The sequence below is a fragment of the Bradyrhizobium sp. UNPA324 genome, assembly GCF_006658635.1.
GTDB lineage: Bacteria > Pseudomonadota > Alphaproteobacteria > Rhizobiales > Xanthobacteraceae > Bradyrhizobium > Bradyrhizobium nanningense.
The window spans coordinates 7,135,688-7,155,971 of record NZ_LFJD01000004.1 but is presented as its reverse complement, the minus strand read 5'-3'; the positions used below and the strand labels follow the sequence as shown (position 1 = coordinate 7,155,971).

The following is a 20,284-nucleotide window of genomic DNA, read 5'->3' as shown; positions in this document are numbered from 1 at the left end:
CGGTAACGCTTCCTTAAGTCTGTTAAGCGCTCGGTAACCCAGCTTAACAGCCCTTTAACTTAAAACTCTCGATAAATCTTACGCGAAAAAGTGGTGGTTCCGTAACCATGCGGTTTTGCCTCGCGCGGCGGCGCAGGCGCCGGCCGCATCCGGTGACGGCAGTTGCGTTGGAGTGTGTGATGAAGAGGCTCGTTGTGGGCGCGGCCGCGTTGGTTGCAGCCGGCTGGACAGCTTCGGCAGAGGCCGCCGATCTCAGTTACGGGCAGCGCGCCCCCTATACCGTCAACCAGCCGCTCAATGCCTATAGCTGGGCGGGTCCCTATCTGGGCGGCAACATCGGCTATGAATGGGGTTCGGTCGACAACAATCCCTCGAAGCCGTCGGGCTTCGTCGGCGGCGTGCAGGCCGGCTACAATTTCCAGAACGGCCCGTTCGTGTTCGGCGTCGAGGGCGATATCCAGGCCACCGGCGCCGAGGATACTTTCGCGCCGTGGAAATTCTCCAATCCTTGGTTCGGCACCCTGCGCGGGCGCGCCGGCTATGCCTTCAGCAACGTGCTTTTCTACGGCACCGCGGGCCTTGCCTTCGGCGAGCTGCGTGGGCAGACTTTCGGCTGGGCGGAATCGCATACCACCGCGGGCTGGACCATTGGCGCCGGCGCGGAAGTCGGCCTCGCTCCGAACTGGAGCGCCAAGCTCGAATACCTCTACATCGATCTGTCGACGAGTCAGTTCGCAATTACGGGCGTGTCAAACGGCTATAGCGCCAGCGTTGTTCGCGCAGGCGTGAACTATCGTTTCTGATAGCTGAAGAAGAAAATACCGGACTACAACCTCCCGGCCGCTCGCGGCCGGGATTTTTTTGCGCCAAGTATTTTTTGCGCCAAGTATTGCGCGACGTAATTGCGCCGGGTGTTTTGCGTCAGGCCCGCTAGGAAAGGATGACCAGGTTGACCGCCTTCGGTCCCTTCCCCTTCTTGTCCGGTTCGACTTCGAAAGTAATGCGCTGTCCTTCCGCAAGGTCCTTCAGGCCGGCCCGCTCCACAGCAGTAATGTGCACGAAGACGTCGCGGCCGCCGTCGTCGGGCTTGATGAAACCGTAGCCGCGTTCGCCGTTGAAAAACTTAACCGTTCCCGTCATGGCCATCGGGAAACTCCCCCTCATTGCTCCTCCGCCGCGACGCAGACTCACGTCACGACATGACCGGGCGTTACGAAGCCCGGGAGAGCTGGCCATCCTTGGACGGACCCTAACGGTCCGGCCGGATCTTTCTTAGGCCTTCACTCCGCCGCAACCATTCGCGGAAGCGGAACGTAAAGCCAGTCACGCAAACAGCATAATACGGTTCTCTGCAGATTGACTACCGCTCCTGCATATTTTTCCCAAGAATGCCGGAGTGTTACGGCCTTGCTTTAAGGCTTGGGTACCTCCAATCGGAATCTGGCAGCGCCGCCCTGGCCGAGCGGCATTTCCAGCTCGGGCAGGATGGTCTTGAGTTCGCCCTGCAGCGTGTAGGGCGGATTGACGATCAGCAGCCCGGTGGAGGCGAGCGCCCCGCCATCGAGCTGGGGCGCGACGCTGAACTCGAGGCGCAGACATTTTCCAGGTGGTTTTGCTGCAGCTGCGAGCCGCGCCACCGTCTGGGCCAGCGTGTCGGTGGCACGCCGGTTCTTGGCCGGATACCAGATGATATAGATACCGGTCGGCCATTTCGCGTAGGCGGTGGAGAAGGCTTCGCCCAACCGTTCGAACTCGTCCTTGGCCTCGAAGGGCGGATCGATCAGCACGAGGCCGCGCCGCTCCTTTGGCGGCACGAAGGCCGGCAGCGCCACCCAGCCGTCGAGGTCGACCACGCGGGCCTGTTCGTCGCGGCGCAGCACGCCGATCAGCGCTTTCCGCGCTTTCGGCTCGAGCTCGCAGGCGACGAGCCGGTCCTGCGGCCTGAGCAGGCCGCGCGCGATCAGCGGCGAGCCCGGATAGGCCTTGAGCTCGCCCTTCGGATTAAAGGCGCGGACGATGTCGAGATAGGGCTTGGTCAGCGCCGCGCTCTCGTTCGACAGGCGGGCCTGCATCAGCCGCGCGATGCCGGTCAGCCATTCACCGCTCCGGCGCGCCTCGTCGCTGTCGAGGTCGTAGAGGCCGGCTCCCGCATGGGTGTCGATGACGCGGAACGCCCCCGGCTTGTCCTGCAGATAGGTGATGATGCGCGCCAGCACGATGTGCTTGATGACATCGGCGAAGCTGCCGGCGTGGAAGACGTGGCGATAGTTCATGAGAAGAGCACTACGCCACGTGATGGCTTGAGCAAAGAGGCACAATCACGTGTCCCGGACGCGTCGCAGCGTATAACGCTGCGCTGCCGAGCCGGGACCCAACAGGGGGCATGGAGTCCTATGCAGCATGGGCCCCGGCTCTGCAGCGCACCGCCGAAGTGGCGCGGCGCTGCGTCCGGGGCACAAGAGGAGAGTGCAGCGCGCGCAACGATGGGATCAACCGCCCCTGATCGGCGGCATCGTCACCTGCTCACGCCGGCAGGCGCGGCGATCGGTTTCATCGCAGTCGCGGAATTGCAGGTCCTTGCTGAGGCAGATGCGGACCTCGGAGAGCCGAGTGCGGTTGCAGGTGACCGAGACGGCGGCATTGCTCAGCCCCGGATTGGCCTTGATGAAGGCCTCCTCGACTTCCGCGGGCGCCACGGTCTTGGCCTGCGACAGATCGAGATATTCGGCCGGAATCTTGATCGCGGCGCGCGCTTTGCGGATCGTCTCGAAATAGCTGCGGTCGGCGAGGCCCGAGCAGGTGCCGTGCTTGTCCCATTCGTTGAAGATCAGCCCCGGCGCCGGCATCAGATCGAGCATCGAGGAGACGATGCTGCGGTTCAGCCGCGGCGCGGGCCGCTGGCAATATTCCGGGAAGCCGTTCTCATATTGCGGCCACAGCCCGTGCACCACGAAGGCGTAGGGCCGTCCGCCGCACTGGATCTGGGAGCGGCCGCCACGCTCGGCCGCCTCTTCGCAGAACGAGGGCGACCATGACAGCGACAGCACATAGAAATCGAACTCGCCCGGCGCGTTCTGCCGCTTGTCCTGGGCCTTGGCGTCACCGGCGAACGAGGCGAGGCCCGCGGCAAGGATCAGGGAAAGGGCCAGCGAGATCACCAGGCGGGAGAAGGAATGCAATCTGGAATGAAACATGGCAACGCCCCTCAACTAGACTGTGCAAGGAAGCCTAGCAGGCGACAGGAACATTTCAAGAACAAAATTCAGCCGACGCCGTTTGACCGCTGACCGCCCCGAATCGGGGCGCTTCGAACTCAAGGCCTGGCGGCGCGGCAGGCCGGATTGTAGGCCCAGTTGCGGTCGAGCCCGACCACGCACCATTCGACGCCGCTGCCGTAGCCGGCGAACCCACCATCCTCGATGAGCGAGAAATGCACCTTGCGCACCTTGCCGTCGTTGAGCATGGCGTCAGCGGTGCAATAGCGGCGGGGAATGTTGTCGGACTGCCAGGGCCGGAACGCGGTCTCGTGAACGGCGGAGAACCCGGTGATCTTCAACGAGGAATTCCAGAACGTACTTTCCTTTTCCCAGAACTCGGTCGCGATCGTCGGCAGCGCCCTGTCGCAATCGGCGACGGCGCCGTCATAGCGCGGTCCGCTCAGCCAAAAATTCATCTCCAGCGGATTGGCGGCCCTGGCCTCGCCGAGCGACACCGCCCCGAACATGAGGCCGAGCACGGCGGCATAGCGGAATGATTTTAGGGAGGGCGCGCGCATGTTCAATCCGGACAGCTAAGGTCTTGCGAAGGTGGGACGGTGCCGCGAAGGCCGGGGGAGGTCAAGTGCAGCGCGGCAACACTTCGCCAGGAGTTGACCACAGTGTCGCGGTCGGCAGGGCTTCGGTTCTTTTCACTTCCATCCCGGCACCGTAGACTGGCGGCCAGGAAATCGGAGTGACGGGAATGCGAATCATTGCGGCCGCGGGCTTTCTTGCCCTGGGTATGATGGCGAGCCAGTCGGCGCGCGCCGACTACGTGCCGCCATTCAAGGGCAACGACACCGGCGGCATCATCGCCTATTCGATGGCGACCCAGGTCGATGCCCGGCAAGTGGCGGTCGATCACTGCGCGCGCTATGGCAAGGTCGTGAAATTCCTTGGGGTGCAGGCCTATGAGGGCGGCTATATCTCGTTTTCCTGCCGCTGGGTGCCCTATGGCGCCGCCGACCAGCCGATCCGCACGCTCTACTGAGGCGTTGTCGTAACGCCGCTAGTCTTAGTCGGGAGCTTCTCGCATGACGCGCAAACTCGCTTTGCTCGGCTCGACGCTTTGCCTCGTGGTGTCGGCGGGCAGCGCCATCGCCGACGATCTGCCGGTGCGCAAGGCCGGTCTTTGGGAAATGAAGATGGTCAGGACCGGCACGCCCATGCCTGAGATGACCATGCAGCATTGTACCGACGAGACCGTCGACAAGGAGATGAACAACAACGTCTCGCCGATGGCCAAGCAGATATGCTCCAAGCAGGACATCAAGAAGACCGCCACCGGCTATGTCAGCGATTCCGAGTGCAGCGTCGCCGGCATCAGCACGACCTCGCACGCCGAGATCACCGGTGATTTCAATTCGGCCTACACGGTGAAGACCTCGTCGCACGCGCAGGGCGGCGCTGCCGGTGCGGCGGGGCGCGATACGACGATGCAACTCGACGCGAAGTGGCTGGGGGCCTGCAAGCCGGATCAGAAGCCCGGTGACATCGTGATGCCCGGCGGCTTCAAGATGAATGTGCGCGATATGGACAAGCTGAAGGCGCTACTGCCGAAGTAGGAACGGGTGCGGAGATGAATGCGAACGGGCTTGCGGACATCAAGGCAATCACGTTCGACGTTCAAGGCACCTGTGTCGACTTCTACCAGCCGATCCTGCGCGCCGGTGCCGCGATCAATGAGACTAAGGGGCTCGACATCGACTGGGCGGCCCTGTCAACAGAGTGGCGCGAACTCTACCGCGCTTCCATGAATGCCGTGATTGCCGGCCATCGCGGTTGGTTGCGGGTCGACCGCATTTATCGGGAAGCGTTGGACAAGCTTGTGGAAACGCGAAGCTTGTCGGATCGCCTCGATGATGCCGAGCGTGATGAGCTGAACAATGTGTGGACGAGGCTCGACGCTTGGCCGGATGTAGTCGAGGGGCTGACGCGGCTTCGTCGACATTATCTGACGTCGACGTTGTCGAACGCTGGCATGGCCAGCGTGATCGCCCTGGTCAGGAATGCCGGCCTGCCATTCGATGCCGTGCTGACGGCGGAGCTGGCCAGGAGCTACAAACCCGCGCCGGCGGTCTATCAACTCGCCGTCGATTATCTCGGCTACCGGCCGGATCAGATCCTGATGGTTGCTTGCCACAAATACGATTTGAAGGCGGCGCGCGCGTTCGGCATGAAGACGGCTTTCGTGCCTCGCGCATTGGAGTTCGGCCCCGAGGCCGCGCCCGATATCTCGCCCGAGAGCTGGTTCGACGTCTATGCGACCAGCTTCATTGACCTTGCCGAGCAACTGCAAGCTGTCTAACGGCGGCTACGTCCGTCACACCGGAATCCTCACGCTCGCCCTCAATCCCCCCATCGGACTGTCGCCGAGGGTGATGTCGCCGCCGTGGGAGCGGGCGATGTCGCGGGCGATGGCAAGGCCTAGGCCCGTGCCGCCTTCGTCCTGGTTGCGGGCATTGTCCAACCGCAGGAACGGCTTGAACACCTCTTCGCGCAAGTGCGTGGGAATGCCCGGCCCGTCGTCGTCGACGGTCACGGTCAAATAACGGTGATCGCGCTGGCCGGTGATGGCGATGCTCTTGCCGTAGCGCGCCGCGTTGGTGACGAGGTTGGCGAGGCAGCGCTTGAACGAGGCCGGCTTCACCGTCACCACGGGCAGGCCGTGGAAGGCGACGGTCGCGGTATGGCCGTGGCGCTCGGCATCGCCGCGCAGCTCCTCGAGCGCCTGCGCCATGTCGGTCGGCTGCGACTGCTCGCCGGAATCGCCGCGCGCAAAGGCGAGGTAATCCTCAAGCATCATCGACATCTCGTCGACGTCCTTGCGCATCCCCTCGAGCTCGGGGCTGTCGCCGATCAGCGCCAGCTCGAGCTTGAAGCGGGTCAGGATGGTGCGCAGATCGTGGCTGACGCCGGCAAGCATCGCGGTGCGCTGCTCCATCGTGCGCTCGATGCGCGATTTCATCTCGAGGAAGGCGACGGAGGCGCGCCGCACCTCGCGGGCGCCGCGCGGCCTGAAGTTCGGTGCCTCGCGGCCCTTGCCAAAACTTTCAGCGGCGTCGGCAAGGCGCAGGATCGGCTTGATCTGGTTGCGCAGGAACAGCACGGCGACGATCAACAGGATCGAGGACGTGCCGACCATCCAGAACAGGAAGATCTCCGAGTTTGAGGCATAGGCGGCGCTGCGCTGCGCGAACACGCGCATCACGGCATCGTCGAGCTGGATGCGGATCTCGACGACATTGGAGCGGCCGACCGTGTCGATCCAGAACGAGCGCCCGATCTGGCGGCCGAGCTGCACCGACAGGGTCTGGTCGAGCAGCGAGAAGAACGGCTTTGGTCCCGGCGGCGGCATGTCGCCGGCGGGCAGGAAATCGACGACGAGGCCGAGCCGCTGCTGCGCGATGCGGCGGATCTGATCGCGATCCTTATCTTGCGGATAGCCCTTGTAGACGTCGATCAGTGCGGCGATGTCCTGCACCACCGCGGCCGACAGGCGGCGCGTCACCGTGTTCCAGTGTCGCTCCATGAACACGAAGGCGACCACCGATTGCAGCACCACCATCGGCACGATCATGATGAGGAGCGCGCGGGCATAGAGGCCGGTCGGCATCCAGCCCTTGAACGCGTGGCCCATCCAGCCATTGGCCGCCGAAACGCGGCCGGCGGCGCTCTTCAAAAGCGTCAGGCCGGTGTCGATCGTGCTCATCTGGCGTGCTTCACTTGATTATGGCGAGGCCACCAGCCGGTAGCCGATGCCGCGCACCGCCTGGAGGAACAGCGGATTGGCGGGATCGGTCTCGATCTTGCGCCGGAGGCGGTTGATCTGCACGTCGACGGCGCGCTCGTTGACGCTGCCATTGCCGGTCAGCGCGCTGCGCGGCACGGTCTCGCCCGGCGTCTCCGAGAGAATGCGCAGCATCTCGCGCTCGCGGTCGGTGAGGTGGATGACCTCCTCGCCCTGGCGCAGCTCGCCGCGATCGAGATGGTAGACGTAGGGACCAAAGGCGATCTTCTCGATCGTCGTGGCCTGCGGCGGCGGGGCGGCGCGCTTGAGGATGTTGTTGATGCGCAGCGCCAGCTCGCGCGGCTCGAACGGTTTTGCCACGTAATCGTCGGCGCCGATCTGCAGGCCCTCGATGCGGGCCTCGGCTTCATGGCGCGCCGTAAGCATCACGATCGGCACCGAGGAGGATGTGCGGATGAAGCGCGCGAGATCGAAGCCGGTCTCGCCGGGCATCATGACGTCGAGGATCAAGAGGTCGAAATGCAGACCCAGCAATTTTGATCGTGCATCGCCGGCGCTGGCGGCGGTGGTGACGCGATAGCCCTCGCTGGCAAGGAAGCGCGAGAGCAGATCGCGAATGCGGCGGTCGTCGTCGACCAGCAGCAGATGCGGGGCGTCGTCGGCCGGGCGCGCCGGCGGGCGGGCGAGAGTGGCAGCGAGCGTCACGGTCACTCCTTGGTGGTTTGATTGACGGAAGCGAAAATGGTCTCGAGCACCTTGTCCGGATCGTCCCGATCGATCATCGCGCGCAGGAAGCGCTTGACCGTCTCGGCATCCTGCGGACCCATCTCGGCGAGCGCCTTGGTGATCCGCGTGGTCTGCAGACCGGCAAGTTTCTGCACCAGCGCCTCGCCCTTCGGCGTCGCGTAGAGCAGGCGCTGGCGGCGGTCATTGTCGCCGGTCTTCTGCACGATATAGCCCTCGTCCAGTAGCTGCTTGAGCACGCGGCCGAGCGACTGTTTGGTGATGCGCAGGACGTCGAGCAGATCGGCAACCTTGAGGCCGGGATAACGATAGACGAAGTGCATGACCCGATGATGAGCCCGGCCGAAGCCGAAAGCCTCCAGCTCCTGGTCGGGATCGCCGACGAAATCGCGGTAGGCGAAGAACAGCAGCTCGATGATATCCCAGCGCAAATTGGCTCCATCGCCTGCGGCCGGCCGAGGCTCGGTGGCATCTTGAGAGGAAGTCGCGAAATTTATGTCAGGCATATTGACGTATCTTGGGTTCAATGTTACAAAACGAACAACCCGGACGAAATTTTAGATCGTTTCGCGGCGGGTGTCATCGAAGCAGGACGGCGAAAACAGCCGGACAGGCGACGACGGCCGGATCAGATCTACCGTGCGATTGTCGAGCGGCATTTCGGCAAAACATACTGGACTTCCGTCTCCCGCAAAAGCATGTCCTGCCCGACATGCTGGCCACGGGAAACCGGCCGTAACAAGGCTGGCGGTGGTCCAGCCGGAAACCAATCCAGCCAGCTGGCCCCGAACGGGGCAGGCGGGCGCCAGAACAGCGCCGATACCGGCAGCGGGAGCCAAGGACATGAGCATGACATTCGACATCCAGCCCGCAACCAATCCGACATCCGAAAAGGACCGTGTGGCCAAGCTGGTGGATCCCGGCTTCGGGCGGGTCTTCACCGATCACATGGCGATCGTCCGTTACAATCAAGCCAAGGGTGGCTGGTACGAGGCGAAGATCGAGGCGCGGGCCAACTTCCAGATGGATCCCGCCGGGGCCGTCCTGCACTACGCGCAAGAGATCTTCGAAGGTCTGAAGGCCTACAAGCGCGACGACGGCGGCGTGAACCTGTTCCGCCCCGACGCCAATGCGCGGCGCTTCAAGGACTCGGCCGACCGCATGGCGATGGCGCAACTGCCCGAGGATGTCTTCATCGAGGCGGTCGAGCAGCTCGTGCGCATCGATCGCGCCTGGATGCCGGGCGGCGATGGCAGCCTGTACCTGCGGCCCTTCATGATCGCGAGCGAGACCTTCCTCGGCGTCAAGCCGTCGTCCGAATACATCTTCGCGGTCATCGCCTCGCCGGTCGGCTCCTATTTCAAGGGCGGTCCCGCGCCGGTGTCGATCTGGGTGTCGGAGAACTATACGCGCGCGGCCGTCGGCGGCACCGGCGCCGTCAAGTGCGGCGGCAATTACGCCGCGAGCCTGCGCGCGCAGGCCGAAGCGATCCAGCACGGCTGCGATCAGGTCGTCTTCCTGGACGCGATCGAGCGCCGCTACATCGAGGAGCTCGGCGGCATGAACATTTTCTTTGTGTTCGACGACGGCTCGCTCTCGACGCCGCCGCTCGGCACGATCCTGCCCGGCATCACCCGCGACTCCATCATCGCGCTCGCCCGCGATGCCGGCAAGACTGTGCGCGAGGAGCCGTATTCGCTCGACCAGTGGCGCAAGGATGCGGCCAGCGGCAAGCTGAAGGAAGCGTTCGCCTGCGGCACCGCGGCCGTGATCTCGCCGATCGGCAAGGTGCGCTCCGTCAGCGGCGATTTCGAGATCTCGGGCGGCGCCGCCGGCCCCGTCGCCATGGGCCTGCGCAAGCAGCTCGTCGACATCCAGTACGGCCGCACCAACGATCCCCACAACTGGATCCGCAAGGTGTTCTAGGGACTCTCGTGTCCCGGACGCGCAAAGCGCGAGCCGGGACCCAGGGCGCCAGCGGTTGGACCCCGGATCAGCAGCGCACCACGCCGCCAAGAGGCGGCGCGTTGTGCAGCATCCGGGGAACGCCGATCAGCACGTCATGAACGGATGGAGCAGCCGTAGGGCGAGCAGGCAGTTGCCGCCCCCCGCGTCGGCTGGTAAACGCCGCGGATGGCCGAGAAACCCAAAAAACCGCAGAAACTGAAGGCGCGCCTGCCGCGCGGGCTCGAGGATCGCGACCCTGCCGCGATCCGGGCGACGCGCGAGATGGTCGAGAAGATCCGCGCCGTCTACGAGCTCTACGGCTTCGAGCCGGTGGAGACGCCGGCAATGGAATACACCGATGCGCTCGGCAAGTTCCTGCCCGACCAGGATCGTCCGAACGAGGGCGTGTTCTCGTTCCAGGACGACGACGAGCAGTGGATCAGCTTGCGCTACGATTTGACGGCGCCGCTCGCCCGCTATGTCGGCGAGCGCTACGGCACCGACGCGCTGGTCTTGCCCTACCGCAGCTACCGCGTCGGCTATGTCTTCCGCAACGAGAAGCCCGGTCCCGGCCGCTTCCGCCAGTTCATGCAGTTCGACGCCGACACGGTCGGCTCGGCGACGCCGGCGGCGGACGCCGAGATCTGCATGATGGCGGCGGATACGGTGGAGGCGCTCGGCATCGCGCGCGGCTCCTATGTCGTGAAGGTCAACAACCGCAAAGTGCTCGATGGCGTGCTTGAAGATATTGGGCTCGGCGGGGCCGAAAACGCGGGTCGTCGTCTGACGGTGCTGAGAGCCATCGATAAATACGATCGACTTGGTGCAGAGGGCGTCGAGCTTCTGCTCGGCCCAGGCCGAAAAGATGAGAGTGGCGATTTCACCAAAGGCGCGGGTCTAGATAAAGATCAAATACAGAAGGTGCTGGTGTTTACGCTCCTACAGAGCGGAACGATGACCGAACCAGAGCATGTTGGGCAGGGCGCGTATGTCGAGAGTAACAAGGGAGTGCTCGACGGCTTAATGACCCACTTCGGAGCAAATGAGACCTCGCGAGCTGGTGTCGAAGAACTCAAAATGATTTCAGAACTGGTCGAGGCCGCGGGTTATGGCCGAGATCGCATCAGTATCGATCCCTCCGTCGTGCGCGGCCTCGAATATTACACCGGCCCCGTCTACGAGGTCGAACTGCTGCTCGAGACCAAGGACGAGAAGGGCCGCCCGGTGCGCTTCGGCTCGGTCGGCGGCGGCGGGCGTTACGACGGTCTCGTCTCGCGCTTCCGTGGCGAGCCGGTGCCGGCGACCGGATTCTCCATCGGCGTCTCGCGGCTTCAGGCCGCGCTGACGCTGCTCGGCAAGCTCGACACCAAGCCGGACTTCGGCCCCGTCGTCGTCACCGTGTTCGACCGCGACCGCGTCGCCGACTACCAGAAGATGGTTGCGTCCTTGCGCAGCGCCGGCATCCGCGCCGAGCTCTATCTCGGCAACCCCAAGAACATGGGCAATCAGCTCAAATATGCCGATCGCCGCAACTCGCCGTGCGTGATCATCCAGGGCTCCGACGAGAAGGCGCGCGGCGAGCTGCAGATCAAGGACCTGATCGAAGGCGCCAAGGCGGCCGCGGCGATCGCCTCCAACCAGGAATGGCGCGAGAGCCGGCCGGCGCAGTTCTCGTGCAGCGAAGCCGATCTCGTCGCGAAAGTGCGCGAGGTGCTGGCCCGCCATGACGTGAGCTGGGGCTAGCCATTCGCTGACGTCGTCACGCTCGGGCTTGTCCCGGGCATCCACGTCCTGTTTGATGGCAAAGAACGTGGATGGCCGGGACAAGCCCGGCCATGACGAAAGCAGGGAGACGACGATGCCTGAGATCACCATCAGCATGGCCGAGGGCCGCACCGACGAGCAGAAGGCCGGCATGATGCGCGACATCACGCAGGCGCTGGTGAAGAATCTCGGCGTCGATGCCGATGCCGTCGTCATCCAGATCAACGAAGCCCCGCTCCGTCACAAGATGAAGGGCGGCAAGACCTTCGTGGAACGTGCGGCGGCGGCGAAGAAGTAGCAGCGCCGTCGCGGCAAACGCCGCTGTCGTCCCGGACAAGCGAAAGCGCAGATCCGGGACCCATAACCACAGGGAGTGGTTATCTGGCGAAGCGGCAACTCCGAATCCCCGCAGCCACGACGTCCTGTGGTTATGGGTCCCCGGATCGGTGCGCGCTTAAGGCGCGCTTGTCCGGGACGACACTGTTTGTGAGGCACCATGGACGCACGCGAGTTCATCACAATCGGCATGAGCGCCGAGCGCACGCTGGTGGTGCCGGCCGAGCGCACGGTCGGGCATTTCGTGCCCGGCATGCCTTTTGTCTATGCGACGCCGATGATGATTTTGGAAATGGAGATGACCTCGGGCGACGCGATCCGCGCCGCGCTCCAGCCGGGCTGGGTCACTGTCGGCACCGAGGTCGATATCCGCCATCTCGCGGCCGCCCTCGTCGGCGCAACGGTGCGGACCACGGCGAAGGTCATTGCGGTGGAGCGCCGCGTCATCCGCTTCGAGGTCGAGGCCTTCGAGGGCACGCGCAAGCTCGGCGAGGGCCGCCACGCGCGCGGGCTCGTCAATGTCGAGTTGTTCAACAAGCGGTTGTCTAAGTAGGGTGGATTAGCGAAGCGTAATCCACCAACGTTCGCGATCGCTGAAGCATGGTGGGTTACGCCTTCGGACTGCGCTTCGCGCAGCCGACGGCTAACCCACCCTACGAAGATACGGCCCCTGTCTTTACTTCGCGAGCTCCTTCGACCGCTGCGTCGCAGCTGCGATCGCGCGGATCATCAGCTCGCGCAGGCCCGGCTCGCCCATCAGCACGCCGAGCGCTGCGGCGGTGGTGCCACCGGGCGAGGTGACGTTCTGGCGCAGCGTGCTGGAAGGCAGCTCCGACCGGTGCAGCAGCTCGCCGGAACCGGCGACGGTCTCGCGCGCGAGCTTCGTCGCCAGCGGCTCGGGCAGCCCGGCCTCGATGCCGGCGCGCGCCAGCTCCTCAGCGAGCAGGAACACATAGGCTGGCCCCGAGCCGGAGACGGCGGTCACCGCGTCCATCAGGTCTTCGTCCTCGACCCATTCGACCGCGCCGGTGGCGCGCAGCAGCGCATCGGCCACCGCGCGCTGCGCAGGGCTGACGTTGTTCGCCGCGACCGCGACGGTGATGCCGCGGCCGATCGCGGCCGGCGTGTTCGGCATCGCGCGCACCACGGCGCCGCCGCAGACTTCCTGGAGCGATGCGATCGTTGTTCCCGCCATGATCGAGACCACCGAGGTCTTGTCCGAGACGAACGCTTTCAGCCTTGCGCCGGCGTCGCGGAACATCTGCGGCTTCACCGCGACGACCAGCGTCTCGACGGGGCCGGCGGTCTTCACATCAGGATTCAGCGCGACGCCCTTGGCGGCCAGGGCGGAGATCTCGGGCGCGATGTGCGGATCCATCACGGCCACGCGGCGCGGGTCGAGCCCGCCCGAAAGCCATCCGGTCAGCATCGCGCCGCCCATCTTGCCGGCGCCGGCGAGCAGGATGGTGCCGGTGATGTTTTGGAGGGGGTTGTTCGCCATCGCTGTTGCCACACACTCGCTGTCGTCCCCGCGCGAGCACTTGCTCGTCGCGTTACCACAGGCGGTTCTAGTGGATGAAGGTGTTGGCAACAAGCCGCGTGCCACAAGAGACATCACGCGGTATGGGTCCCGGATCTGCGCTTCGCTTGTCCGGGACGACGTCGGGGAGAGAGGGTGGCCCCCTCCGCTCTTGCAGCGAGACTTACGCCTCGCCCACCGTATCGAACATCGCGGCGTCCATCGCCTCGGTGGTTGTCTTGCCTGCCCACACCACGAACTGGAACGCCGGGAAATAGCGCTCGCAGGCGTGGATGGCGCCGGCGAGCATGGCCTCGCACTGCGCGGTCGAGGCGGTGAGGCCGCCCGGCAGCACCAGGGCCTGGCGGTGCATCACCATGCCGGTGTTGGTCCACAAATCGAAATGACCGACCCACAGCTGCTCGTTGACGGCAGCGACGAGCCGCTGCACCTCGCCACGACGCGCGAGCGGAATCTTCATGTCGAAGGCGCAGGCCAGATGCAGCGCCTCGATCTCGCCCATCCAGGTGAAGGAGAGCTGGTAGTCGGTCCATTGTCCCTTCGAGACAATCGTGAGTTCGTCTTCGCCGGAGCGTTCGAACGGCCAGTTGTTGCTGGCAGCGATATCCTCGACCACCGCGAGCGGATGGCTTTTGGAATCGATAGTGCCTTCGAGCAGGGACATGCCGTCTCGACCTCTTGCCTTCTTGTTGTCCTTGATACGCACGCGGTCGGCCCGGCACGCTCCCTCAACGTCGCTGCTGCGATCCCTCAGGGTCGCTCTTGCGATCCCTCGGATCAGCGCGGGCCTGTCGCGGATCAAGTGATGTGATTTGCGGAATCTGCGCAACGGGGTCCCGAGTCCGTCCACAAGCCAGGACTCGTTCGTCCACAGCTCATCTCCGCCACAATTCTTAACGGAGAGAACAAACCGGAGTCGGACTAGCCGGGGCCGCCAATCGTTAATTCCGCCCCGTGAGGGCTGCTCCCGCCGCGATGGCATGGGACCATGCGCTTTCCCCATGCGGAACACGCTTGCTGCGGCCGCCGGGCGGCGTCATATTTCCGGTCAGGCCGTTCATTCCGGACGGCCGATGTTCTCAGGGCGGGGTGAAAGTCCCCACCGGCGGTAAGGGCCGAAAGGCCTAAGCCCGCGAGCGCCTTCCGTGAGGGGTATCCCGAAGGGAAGGGTCAGCAGATTCGGTGCAACTCCGAAGCCGACGGTTAAAGTCCGGATGAAAGAGAACGGTCGGTGGCAGACGCATCGCAAGGTGCGGCTGTTTGTCGTTCCGTGTGCCCTGATTCTGGTCCTTAAACCGAGGAAAGCCATGAATCAGATGTTGCAAGATCCCCAAGTCCAAGCTGCCCAAGCCGAAATTGAAGTTCCCCAACCGCCGGTTCCGCAAGGACCCGCGCCCGACCATCCGCGCTTCGCAAAGCCGCAGCGGGTGGCTTTCGTACAGGCCTGCTGGCATCACGACGTGGTCGAGGAGGCCCGCATCGCGTTCATGAAGGAGGCCGCGGCGCGGCATCTCACCCATGTCGACGTGTTCGAGGTGCCGGGCTCGTTCGAGATCCCGCTGCACGCGCAGGTCCTTGCCAAGACACGGCGCTACACCGCGATCGTCGCCGCCGGCCTCGTCGTCGACGGCGGCATCTACCGGCACGAGTTCGTCGCCGACACCGTCATCAAGGCGCTGATGGACGTGCAGCTCCGCACCGAGGTGCCGGTGTTCTCGGCCGTGTTGACGCCGCAGCAATTCCACGAGACCGAGGTGCACTACGACTTCTTCCGCAAGCATTTTGCCATCAAGGGCGTCGAGGTGGCGGCCGCCTGTGCGGAGACGTTGCTCGGCCTGGAGCGTCTGCGCGGCCAGGTCGCAGCGGGGATCGTGGGGTAGGATGTCTCTCCCTCTCCCCGCGTGCGGGGAGAGGGTTGGGGTGAGGGGGAGTCTCCGCGGCGACGGTTAGAGTTGGACTCGCGGAGAGTCCCCCTCACCCGGAATTCAAGCTTCGCTCGAATTCCGGCCTCTCCCCGCAAGCGGGGAGGGGCCAAGAAGAAATCAGTCGAACAGGCTCGACACCGACTCTTCCGCCGCGGTGCGCGCGATCGCGTCGGAGATCAGGCTGGCGATCGGCAGCGTGCGGATGTTCGGCGCCTTGGTCACGGCGTCCGTCGGTAGGATCGAATCAGTGATCACCAGCTCCTTCAGCTTGGAGCCGGAGATGCGCGCGGCCGCGCCGCCGGAGAGCACGCCGTGGGTGATATAGGCGTAGACGTCCTTGGCGCCCTTGGCGATCAGCGCGTCGGCGGCGTTCACCAGCGTGCCACCGGAGTCGACGATGTCGTCGACGAGGATACAGGTGTAGCCGGCGACATCGCCGATCACGTTCATGACCTCGGATTCGCCCGGGCGCTCGCGGCGCTTGTCGACGATCGCGAGCGGGGTGTTGATGCGCTTGGCAAGGCCGCGCGCGCGGGCCACGCCGCCGACGTCGGGCGAGATCACCATCACCTTGGAGAGGTCGAACTTTTCCTTGATGTCGCGCACCATCAACGGCGCCGCGTAGAGATTGTCGGTCGGGATGTCGAAGAAGCCCTGGATCTGGCCGGCATGCAAATCGAGCGTCATGACGCGGTCGACACCAGCCTGCGTGATCAGATTGGCGACGAGCTTGGCCGAGATCGGCGTGCGCGAGCCCGATTTGCGGTCCTGCCTTGCGTAGCCGAAATAGGGCAGCACCGCGGTGATCCGTCGCGCCGAGGAGCGGCGCAGCGCGTCGGTGATGATCAGGAGCTCCATCAGATGGTCGTTCGCCGGAAACGACGTCGACTGGATGACGAAGGCATCCGAGCCGCGGACGTTCTCCTGGATCTCGACGAAGATCTCCATGTCGGCGAAGCGCCGCACCACCGCTTTGGTCAGCGGCAGGTCGAGGCCTTGCGCGATCGCCTGCGCGAGCGCCGGATTGGAGTTGCCGGCGACGAGCTTGATGGAGCCGTTTTTGGCCGACATGGATGCTTCCTCCCGCGCTTTGCTGGATACGACGTTCAACATCTCTGATCCCACTGGAAGCACGGTTACGACGGGCGAGGAAATATCAGGCGGGAGGCTGCAATGGCAACCCGGAAGGCTACGTTTTCCCTTCGAAAATCCTGAGTCGGGCCAACGGTTTGGTCGCAACTTGAGGCCGTGGTTTAGCGGGGGTTATCGCTCGGCATAGCCGAGCGCCGAAGCCGGCAGCTCGGCCGCCGGGGCCTCCGGAATCACGCTCGCCACCGCTGGTCCCCGCAAGCCTGGCGCTGCGCCAGGGCCATCCGGTGTTCCGTTGATCATGTTGGAAAGTCCGCTGAATCCGGCCTGGGCGATCTTCCGCAGCACTAGATCGTCGGCAGCCGCCCACGCGTCGCGACCGCCCTTGGCTGAGGCCGGTTCCTCCCCTGACAGGCGCAGCGCGCGCTGCTGGTTGGCGTCGTAGACGTCCCAGACCCAGGCGATCACGGTCTTGCCGCGGACGATCTGGGCCGACAGGTAGCTGCGCACGCGGTAGGCTGCCGTCCCCTCGCGGGAGACCACGGACAGGCTGCGCAGCTTGGATTCGCTGTCGAGGACGCCGACCATGCGGTCGAACACCTGAGGCGGTGGGCCGTCGATCGATTCGAAGGCGACCGTTGCCCCGGAGCCGGCGCCCGGCGCCATCGCATAGGAGTTGGCGGCGCTGCCACCGCCGCCGGCGCAGCCGCCAAGCGCGGTCGCGGCTGCCAGCAGCATGATCGCCAGCACGCGCGAACCCGCACGGCGCAAGATGAATGACGCGTCCCTCATTATGGAGGGCAGCGATATCGTTAAAATCGGTTAAGGTCTAGGGCGGCTGCGACACAGATTTTCCCGCAAACGAGATTTGAGCGGGAATTGAGATAATTCCACTCGTCATGGCCGGGCTTGTCCCGGCCATCCACGTGCCTCCTCATGTGCGGCTAGGCGTGGATGCCCGGGACAAGCCCGGGCATGACGACTGAGAATGTGGCGCGACCCGCGCGTTCACCCCTCCAGCGCGATCGCGTGGACGTGGCGGCCGTAATCCGGCTCCTTGCGATGCACCGAGCGGCGATAGCTGAAGAAGCGTTCGTCGGCGTAGGTGTCGAGACCGAGATCGTCGATCATCAGGATGCCGGCGGCCTCCAGCCGCTGACGGATGAAGCCGGCGAGATCGAACATCGCGTGTCCTTCGCGCACTGACGGGATGAAGAACATTGCGTTGTCAGCATCCGCCTCGATGAAGCGCGCCACGAACTCGTTGCCGACCTCGTAGCTGTCCTGGCGGATCAAGGGACCGATCGCTGCGATGATGCCGCCGCGCGTTGCGCCGAGCCGTTCCATCGCGGTGATCGTCGCCTCCAGCACGCCGGTGAGCGCGCCTTTCCAGCCGGCATGCGCGCCGCCGATCACGCGCGCATCGGGGTCGACGAACAGCACCGGTCCGCAATCGGCGGTGGAGACGCCGAGCGCAATGCCGGGCGTCTTGGTCACCAGCGCATCACCCTTCGGCCGCGGTCCGCTCGGCCACGGTGTCACAGCAACGAGCACGTCGGGCGAGTGGATCTGGTGCAGGCTGATGAAACGGTCCGCGGCGACGCCGACATGCTCGGCCATGCGGCGGCGGTTCTCCGCAACCAGGGCCTGATCGTCGTTGGAGCCGAGCCCGCCGTTTAGCGCGGAATAGATGCCGCTGGAGACGCCGCCTTCACGCGTGAAGAAGGCGTGACGCAGGCCGGGCACCGCTGCCAGCAGTGAGGAGGTGAGCGTCATCAATTGCCTCCGGCCTGTTCGAGATCGCTGAGGCCGGCAATGCCTGTCAGCCGCGGCTCGGAGATGCCGAGCACTTTGAACATCGAGCCCATGCCGCTGCGTCCGGTGTCCGTCAGGCGCTTGAGCGCGATCGAAATGTCGGTGGCCACTTCCGGCGTGGCCTTCTGCATCAAGGCGGCGGCCCTTGTATCGATGCCGATCCGCTTGAGGAAGTCGCCTTGCGTCACCGGCCCGTGCACGCGCGCGCCGACATCCTCGGCCGCGCGCGCCAGCGCCTGGAAGTCGACATGGGCGGTGACGTCGGCCTGGCCCGGCGCCTTCAAGGGATCGGCGAAGGTGTGGCGGGCAATTGCCTGGAACGTGTCGCCGGCATCGCTGCGCAGATGACCATAGTCGATGATTAGGGCCGCCCCGTCCTGGTCGCGCACGCGTGTGGCGAGCTTCATGATCTCGCCGTCGGGCCGCCATTCGAACACGGCCCCGATGGGGGCGGCGCGCACCAAGGGCGGTAGCAGCACCTCGAAGCGCGGCGTAGGCTCCGGCGCAGCGCCGAATTGAAGCTTTCCGTTGCTGTCGATCTCGATCACGCGCTCGTGCCAGCCGTTCTCGTGGCGGACCATCTGGTGGATCGGCAGCACGTCGAAATATTCGTTGGCGAGGATGATGGATGGGCCTTCCGGCACGTCGTCGATGCTGTCGTGCCAGGAAATGTTGCGCACGGCGGACAGCGCCGCATTCTGCCGCTCGCGCAGGACGGGATTGACCTCGACCATGTGGATATGGAGCGCCTGGTAGAGCGGGGGCAGCACGCGCACCGCACGCAGCGCATCCGCCATCATGGTGCCGCGGCCCGGTCCGAGCTCGATCAGTCGCAAAAATTGCGGCGAGCCCATCTGCTTCCACACCGAGGCGGTCCACAGTCCCAGCAGCTCGCCGAACATCTGGCTGACTTCGGGCGCGGTGGTGAAGTCGCCCTCGCGCCCGAGCGGATCGCGCGAGGCGTAATAGCCATGGCGCGGATGCATCAGGCACAGTTCCATGTAGCGCCAGACCGGCATGGGGCCTGAGGATTTGATCAGCGCCTTGATCTCATTGAGCAGCGGCTGGTCGGTCACGGCGTACTTTCTCGAAATGAATTAACGAATGGCACCGAGGGGCTTCGGCGCACCGCGCCGGACTGCCAATACAATAAGTATGAGGCCTACGATAAGCATCGGGATCGACAGCAGCATGCCCATGGTTAATCCGCCCCAGAGGAAACCAAGCTGTGCGTCCGGTTCGCGGAAATGCTCGCCGGCAATCCGGGTCAGACCATAGATCAGGATGAAGGCGCCGAGGATCATGCCGGGCCGCTTCAAGGCGCCGAAGCGGATCATGATCGCGAGCACGGTGAACAGCAGAATGCCCTCCATGCCGGCCTCGTAGAGCTGGCTCGGATGACGCGGCAGCTGCGTGGGATCGTTGGGGAAGATCATCGCCCAGGGCAGGCTCGCGTCGGTGGCGCGCCCCCACAATTCGCCGTTGATGAAATTGGCGATCCGCCCGAGCAGCAGCCCGACCGGGGCAACTGCAGTGGTGATGTCGCCGAGCGACAGGATCGGGATCTTGTTGCGGTAGGCGAACCACATCACCGCGACGACGCAGCCGAGGAAGCCGCCATGGAAGGACATGCCGCCCTCCCACAATTTGAAGATCGCGGCGGGATGATCGATGAAGAAGGGCAGGTTGTAGAACAGCACGTAGCCGGTGCGGCCACCGAGGATGATGCCGAGCGTGACCCACAGGATGAAGTCGTCGACCTGGAGCAACGAGATCGGCGCAGGCCCGGCCCACAGGCGTTCATTCTTGAGGAGCGAGCGCGCATAGAGCCAGCCGAACACGATGCCGCAGATATAGGCGAGCGCATACCAGCGGATCGCGAACGGACCGATCTCGAGCGCGATCGGCTTGAAGGCGGGAAAGTCGATGAGCAGAAAGGGCATCGCGCCTTGCTTCTAGAGTTGATGGGCAAGCTGCGGCCCCGACGGAGCTGCACTCCTTCCCCCGCTTGCGGGGGAAGGCAGGGGAGAGGGTGCTTCGACAACGAAGACTCCCCCAGAGGAAAGAACCCTCACCCGGCACTTCGTGCCGACCTCTCCCGCGAGCGGGAGAGGTG

At 64.7% G+C, this 20,284-nt stretch carries 23 protein-coding genes and 1 riboswitch; of the genes, 9 read left to right on the top strand and 14 right to left on the bottom strand.

Annotation, left to right across the window (positions count from 1 at the left end):
- Positions 1 to 179 precede the first annotated feature (179 nt).
- Positions 180 to 803, top strand: coding sequence for an outer membrane protein (locus tag UNPA324_RS34320; RefSeq protein WP_164936512.1), 624 nt, complete (start codon positions 180 to 182; stop codon positions 801 to 803).
- Positions 804 to 930: 127 nt separating this feature from the next.
- Here the strand turns inward: UNPA324_RS34320 and UNPA324_RS34315 are convergent, their stop codons facing one another.
- The 4 genes from UNPA324_RS34315 to UNPA324_RS34300 form a co-directional block, all read right to left on the bottom strand.
- Complete coding sequence (locus UNPA324_RS34315) at positions 931 to 1,146, bottom strand: cold-shock protein (protein ID WP_008544396.1); 216 nt, start codon at positions 1,144 to 1,146, stop codon at positions 931 to 933.
- 266 nt (positions 1,147 to 1,412) lie between these two features.
- Entirely contained in the window at positions 1,413 to 2,273 is an 861-nt protein-coding gene (locus tag UNPA324_RS34310; protein ID WP_141938482.1) for a 23S rRNA (adenine(2030)-N(6))-methyltransferase RlmJ, read from the bottom strand.
- A 216-nt stretch (positions 2,274 to 2,489) separates the two neighbouring features.
- Positions 2,490 to 3,194: a ribonuclease T2 family protein gene (locus UNPA324_RS34305; protein WP_128921558.1), complete on the bottom strand. Its 705-nt coding sequence runs from the start codon at positions 3,192 to 3,194 to the stop codon at positions 2,490 to 2,492.
- Positions 3,195 to 3,313: 119 nt separating this feature from the next.
- The gene (locus UNPA324_RS34300) at positions 3,314 to 3,775 is read right to left on the bottom strand and encodes a hypothetical protein (protein WP_128921557.1); all 462 of its coding nucleotides are present in this window, start codon (positions 3,773 to 3,775) and stop codon (positions 3,314 to 3,316) included.
- A 185-nt stretch (positions 3,776 to 3,960) separates the two neighbouring features.
- Here UNPA324_RS34300 and UNPA324_RS34295 point away from each other — a divergent pair, with 185 nt between their 5' ends.
- From UNPA324_RS34295 to UNPA324_RS34285, 3 genes are read left to right on the top strand one after another with little or no spacing between them, the layout of a single operon-like run.
- Positions 3,961 to 4,248 carry a hypothetical protein gene (locus UNPA324_RS34295; protein ID WP_128921556.1) on the top strand — a complete coding sequence of 96 codons (288 nt, stop codon included), beginning with the start codon at positions 3,961 to 3,963 and terminating at the stop codon, positions 4,246 to 4,248.
- Positions 4,249 to 4,291: 43 nt separating this feature from the next.
- Positions 4,292 to 4,822, top strand: a complete 531-nt coding sequence (locus tag UNPA324_RS34290; RefSeq protein WP_128921555.1) for a DUF3617 domain-containing protein — start codon at positions 4,292 to 4,294, stop codon at positions 4,820 to 4,822.
- A gap of 14 nt (positions 4,823 to 4,836) precedes the next feature.
- Positions 4,837 to 5,565 carry a haloacid dehalogenase type II gene (locus UNPA324_RS34285; protein WP_128921554.1) on the top strand — a complete coding sequence of 243 codons (729 nt, stop codon included), beginning with the start codon at positions 4,837 to 4,839 and terminating at the stop codon, positions 5,563 to 5,565.
- 15 nt (positions 5,566 to 5,580) lie between these two features.
- On the opposite strand, the gene UNPA324_RS34280 is transcribed toward UNPA324_RS34285, so the two are convergent.
- The 3 genes from UNPA324_RS34280 to UNPA324_RS34270 are packed head-to-tail and all read right to left on the bottom strand — an operon-like array spanning position 5,581 to position 8,258.
- Positions 5,581 to 6,969: an ATP-binding protein gene (locus UNPA324_RS34280; protein ID WP_128921553.1), complete on the bottom strand. Its 1,389-nt coding sequence runs from the start codon at positions 6,967 to 6,969 to the stop codon at positions 5,581 to 5,583.
- An 18-nt stretch (positions 6,970 to 6,987) separates the two neighbouring features.
- The gene (locus UNPA324_RS34275; protein WP_128921552.1) at positions 6,988 to 7,719 is read right to left on the bottom strand and encodes a response regulator; all 732 of its coding nucleotides are present in this window, start codon (positions 7,717 to 7,719) and stop codon (positions 6,988 to 6,990) included.
- Entirely contained in the window at positions 7,716 to 8,258 is a 543-nt protein-coding gene (locus tag UNPA324_RS34270; RefSeq protein WP_141938479.1) for a MarR family winged helix-turn-helix transcriptional regulator, read from the bottom strand. Before UNPA324_RS34270 ends, UNPA324_RS34275 begins: the two co-directional genes overlap by 4 nt.
- 337 nt (positions 8,259 to 8,595) lie before the next feature.
- Between UNPA324_RS34270 and UNPA324_RS34265 the strand changes: the two genes are divergently transcribed.
- From UNPA324_RS34265 to UNPA324_RS34250, 4 genes are all read left to right on the top strand, one after another.
- On the top strand, positions 8,596 to 9,678 hold the full coding sequence (locus UNPA324_RS34265; RefSeq protein WP_128921550.1) for a branched-chain amino acid aminotransferase: 1,083 nt from the start codon (positions 8,596 to 8,598) through the stop codon (positions 9,676 to 9,678).
- A 207-nt stretch (positions 9,679 to 9,885) separates the two neighbouring features.
- Positions 9,886 to 11,442: a histidine--tRNA ligase gene (gene hisS / locus UNPA324_RS34260; protein WP_141938477.1), complete on the top strand. Its 1,557-nt coding sequence runs from the start codon at positions 9,886 to 9,888 to the stop codon at positions 11,440 to 11,442.
- 55 nt (positions 11,443 to 11,497) lie between these two features.
- Complete coding sequence (locus UNPA324_RS34255) at positions 11,498 to 11,761, top strand: tautomerase family protein (RefSeq protein WP_128921548.1); 264 nt, start codon at positions 11,498 to 11,500, stop codon at positions 11,759 to 11,761.
- Positions 11,762 to 11,959: 198 nt separating this feature from the next.
- A complete protein-coding gene (locus UNPA324_RS34250) occupies positions 11,960 to 12,352 on the top strand; it encodes a thioesterase family protein (protein WP_128921547.1) in 393 nt (130 codons plus the stop codon).
- A 123-nt stretch (positions 12,353 to 12,475) separates the two neighbouring features.
- Here the strand turns inward: UNPA324_RS34250 and proC are convergent, their stop codons facing one another.
- Entirely contained in the window at positions 12,476 to 13,300 is an 825-nt protein-coding gene (gene proC, locus UNPA324_RS34245) for a pyrroline-5-carboxylate reductase (RefSeq protein WP_128921546.1), read from the bottom strand.
- 202 nt (positions 13,301 to 13,502) lie between these two features.
- On the bottom strand, positions 13,503 to 14,003 hold the full coding sequence (locus tag UNPA324_RS34240; protein ID WP_128921545.1) for a type III secretion system chaperone family protein: 501 nt from the start codon (positions 14,001 to 14,003) through the stop codon (positions 13,503 to 13,505).
- A gap of 407 nt (positions 14,004 to 14,410) precedes the next feature.
- Positions 14,411 to 14,569, top strand: a riboswitch (FMN riboswitch).
- A 77-nt stretch (positions 14,570 to 14,646) separates the two neighbouring features.
- Here UNPA324_RS34240 and UNPA324_RS34235 point away from each other — a divergent pair.
- Positions 14,647 to 15,219 carry a 6,7-dimethyl-8-ribityllumazine synthase gene (locus tag UNPA324_RS34235; protein WP_141938474.1) on the top strand — a complete coding sequence of 191 codons (573 nt, stop codon included), beginning with the start codon at positions 14,647 to 14,649 and terminating at the stop codon, positions 15,217 to 15,219.
- Between the two features lie 162 nt (positions 15,220 to 15,381).
- On the opposite strand, the gene UNPA324_RS34230 is transcribed toward UNPA324_RS34235, so the two are convergent.
- The 5 genes from UNPA324_RS34230 to lgt form a co-directional block, all read right to left on the bottom strand.
- A complete protein-coding gene (locus UNPA324_RS34230; RefSeq protein ID WP_164936511.1) occupies positions 15,382 to 16,335 on the bottom strand; it encodes a ribose-phosphate pyrophosphokinase in 954 nt (317 codons plus the stop codon).
- Positions 16,336 to 16,527: 192 nt separating this feature from the next.
- On the bottom strand, positions 16,528 to 17,145 hold the full coding sequence (locus UNPA324_RS34225; RefSeq protein WP_128921542.1) for a hypothetical protein: 618 nt from the start codon (positions 17,143 to 17,145) through the stop codon (positions 16,528 to 16,530).
- 216 nt (positions 17,146 to 17,361) lie between these two features.
- Positions 17,362 to 18,129, bottom strand: a complete 768-nt coding sequence (gene pgeF / locus UNPA324_RS34220; protein WP_128921541.1) for a peptidoglycan editing factor PgeF — start codon at positions 18,127 to 18,129, stop codon at positions 17,362 to 17,364.
- On the bottom strand, positions 18,129 to 19,244 hold the full coding sequence (locus UNPA324_RS34215; RefSeq protein ID WP_141938472.1) for a class I SAM-dependent methyltransferase: 1,116 nt from the start codon (positions 19,242 to 19,244) through the stop codon (positions 18,129 to 18,131). Before UNPA324_RS34215 ends, pgeF begins: the two co-directional genes overlap by 1 nt.
- A 21-nt stretch (positions 19,245 to 19,265) precedes the next feature.
- On the bottom strand, positions 19,266 to 20,111 hold the full coding sequence (gene lgt / locus UNPA324_RS34210; RefSeq protein WP_128921539.1) for a prolipoprotein diacylglyceryl transferase: 846 nt from the start codon (positions 20,109 to 20,111) through the stop codon (positions 19,266 to 19,268).
- Between the last annotated feature and the right edge of the window lie 173 nt (positions 20,112 to 20,284).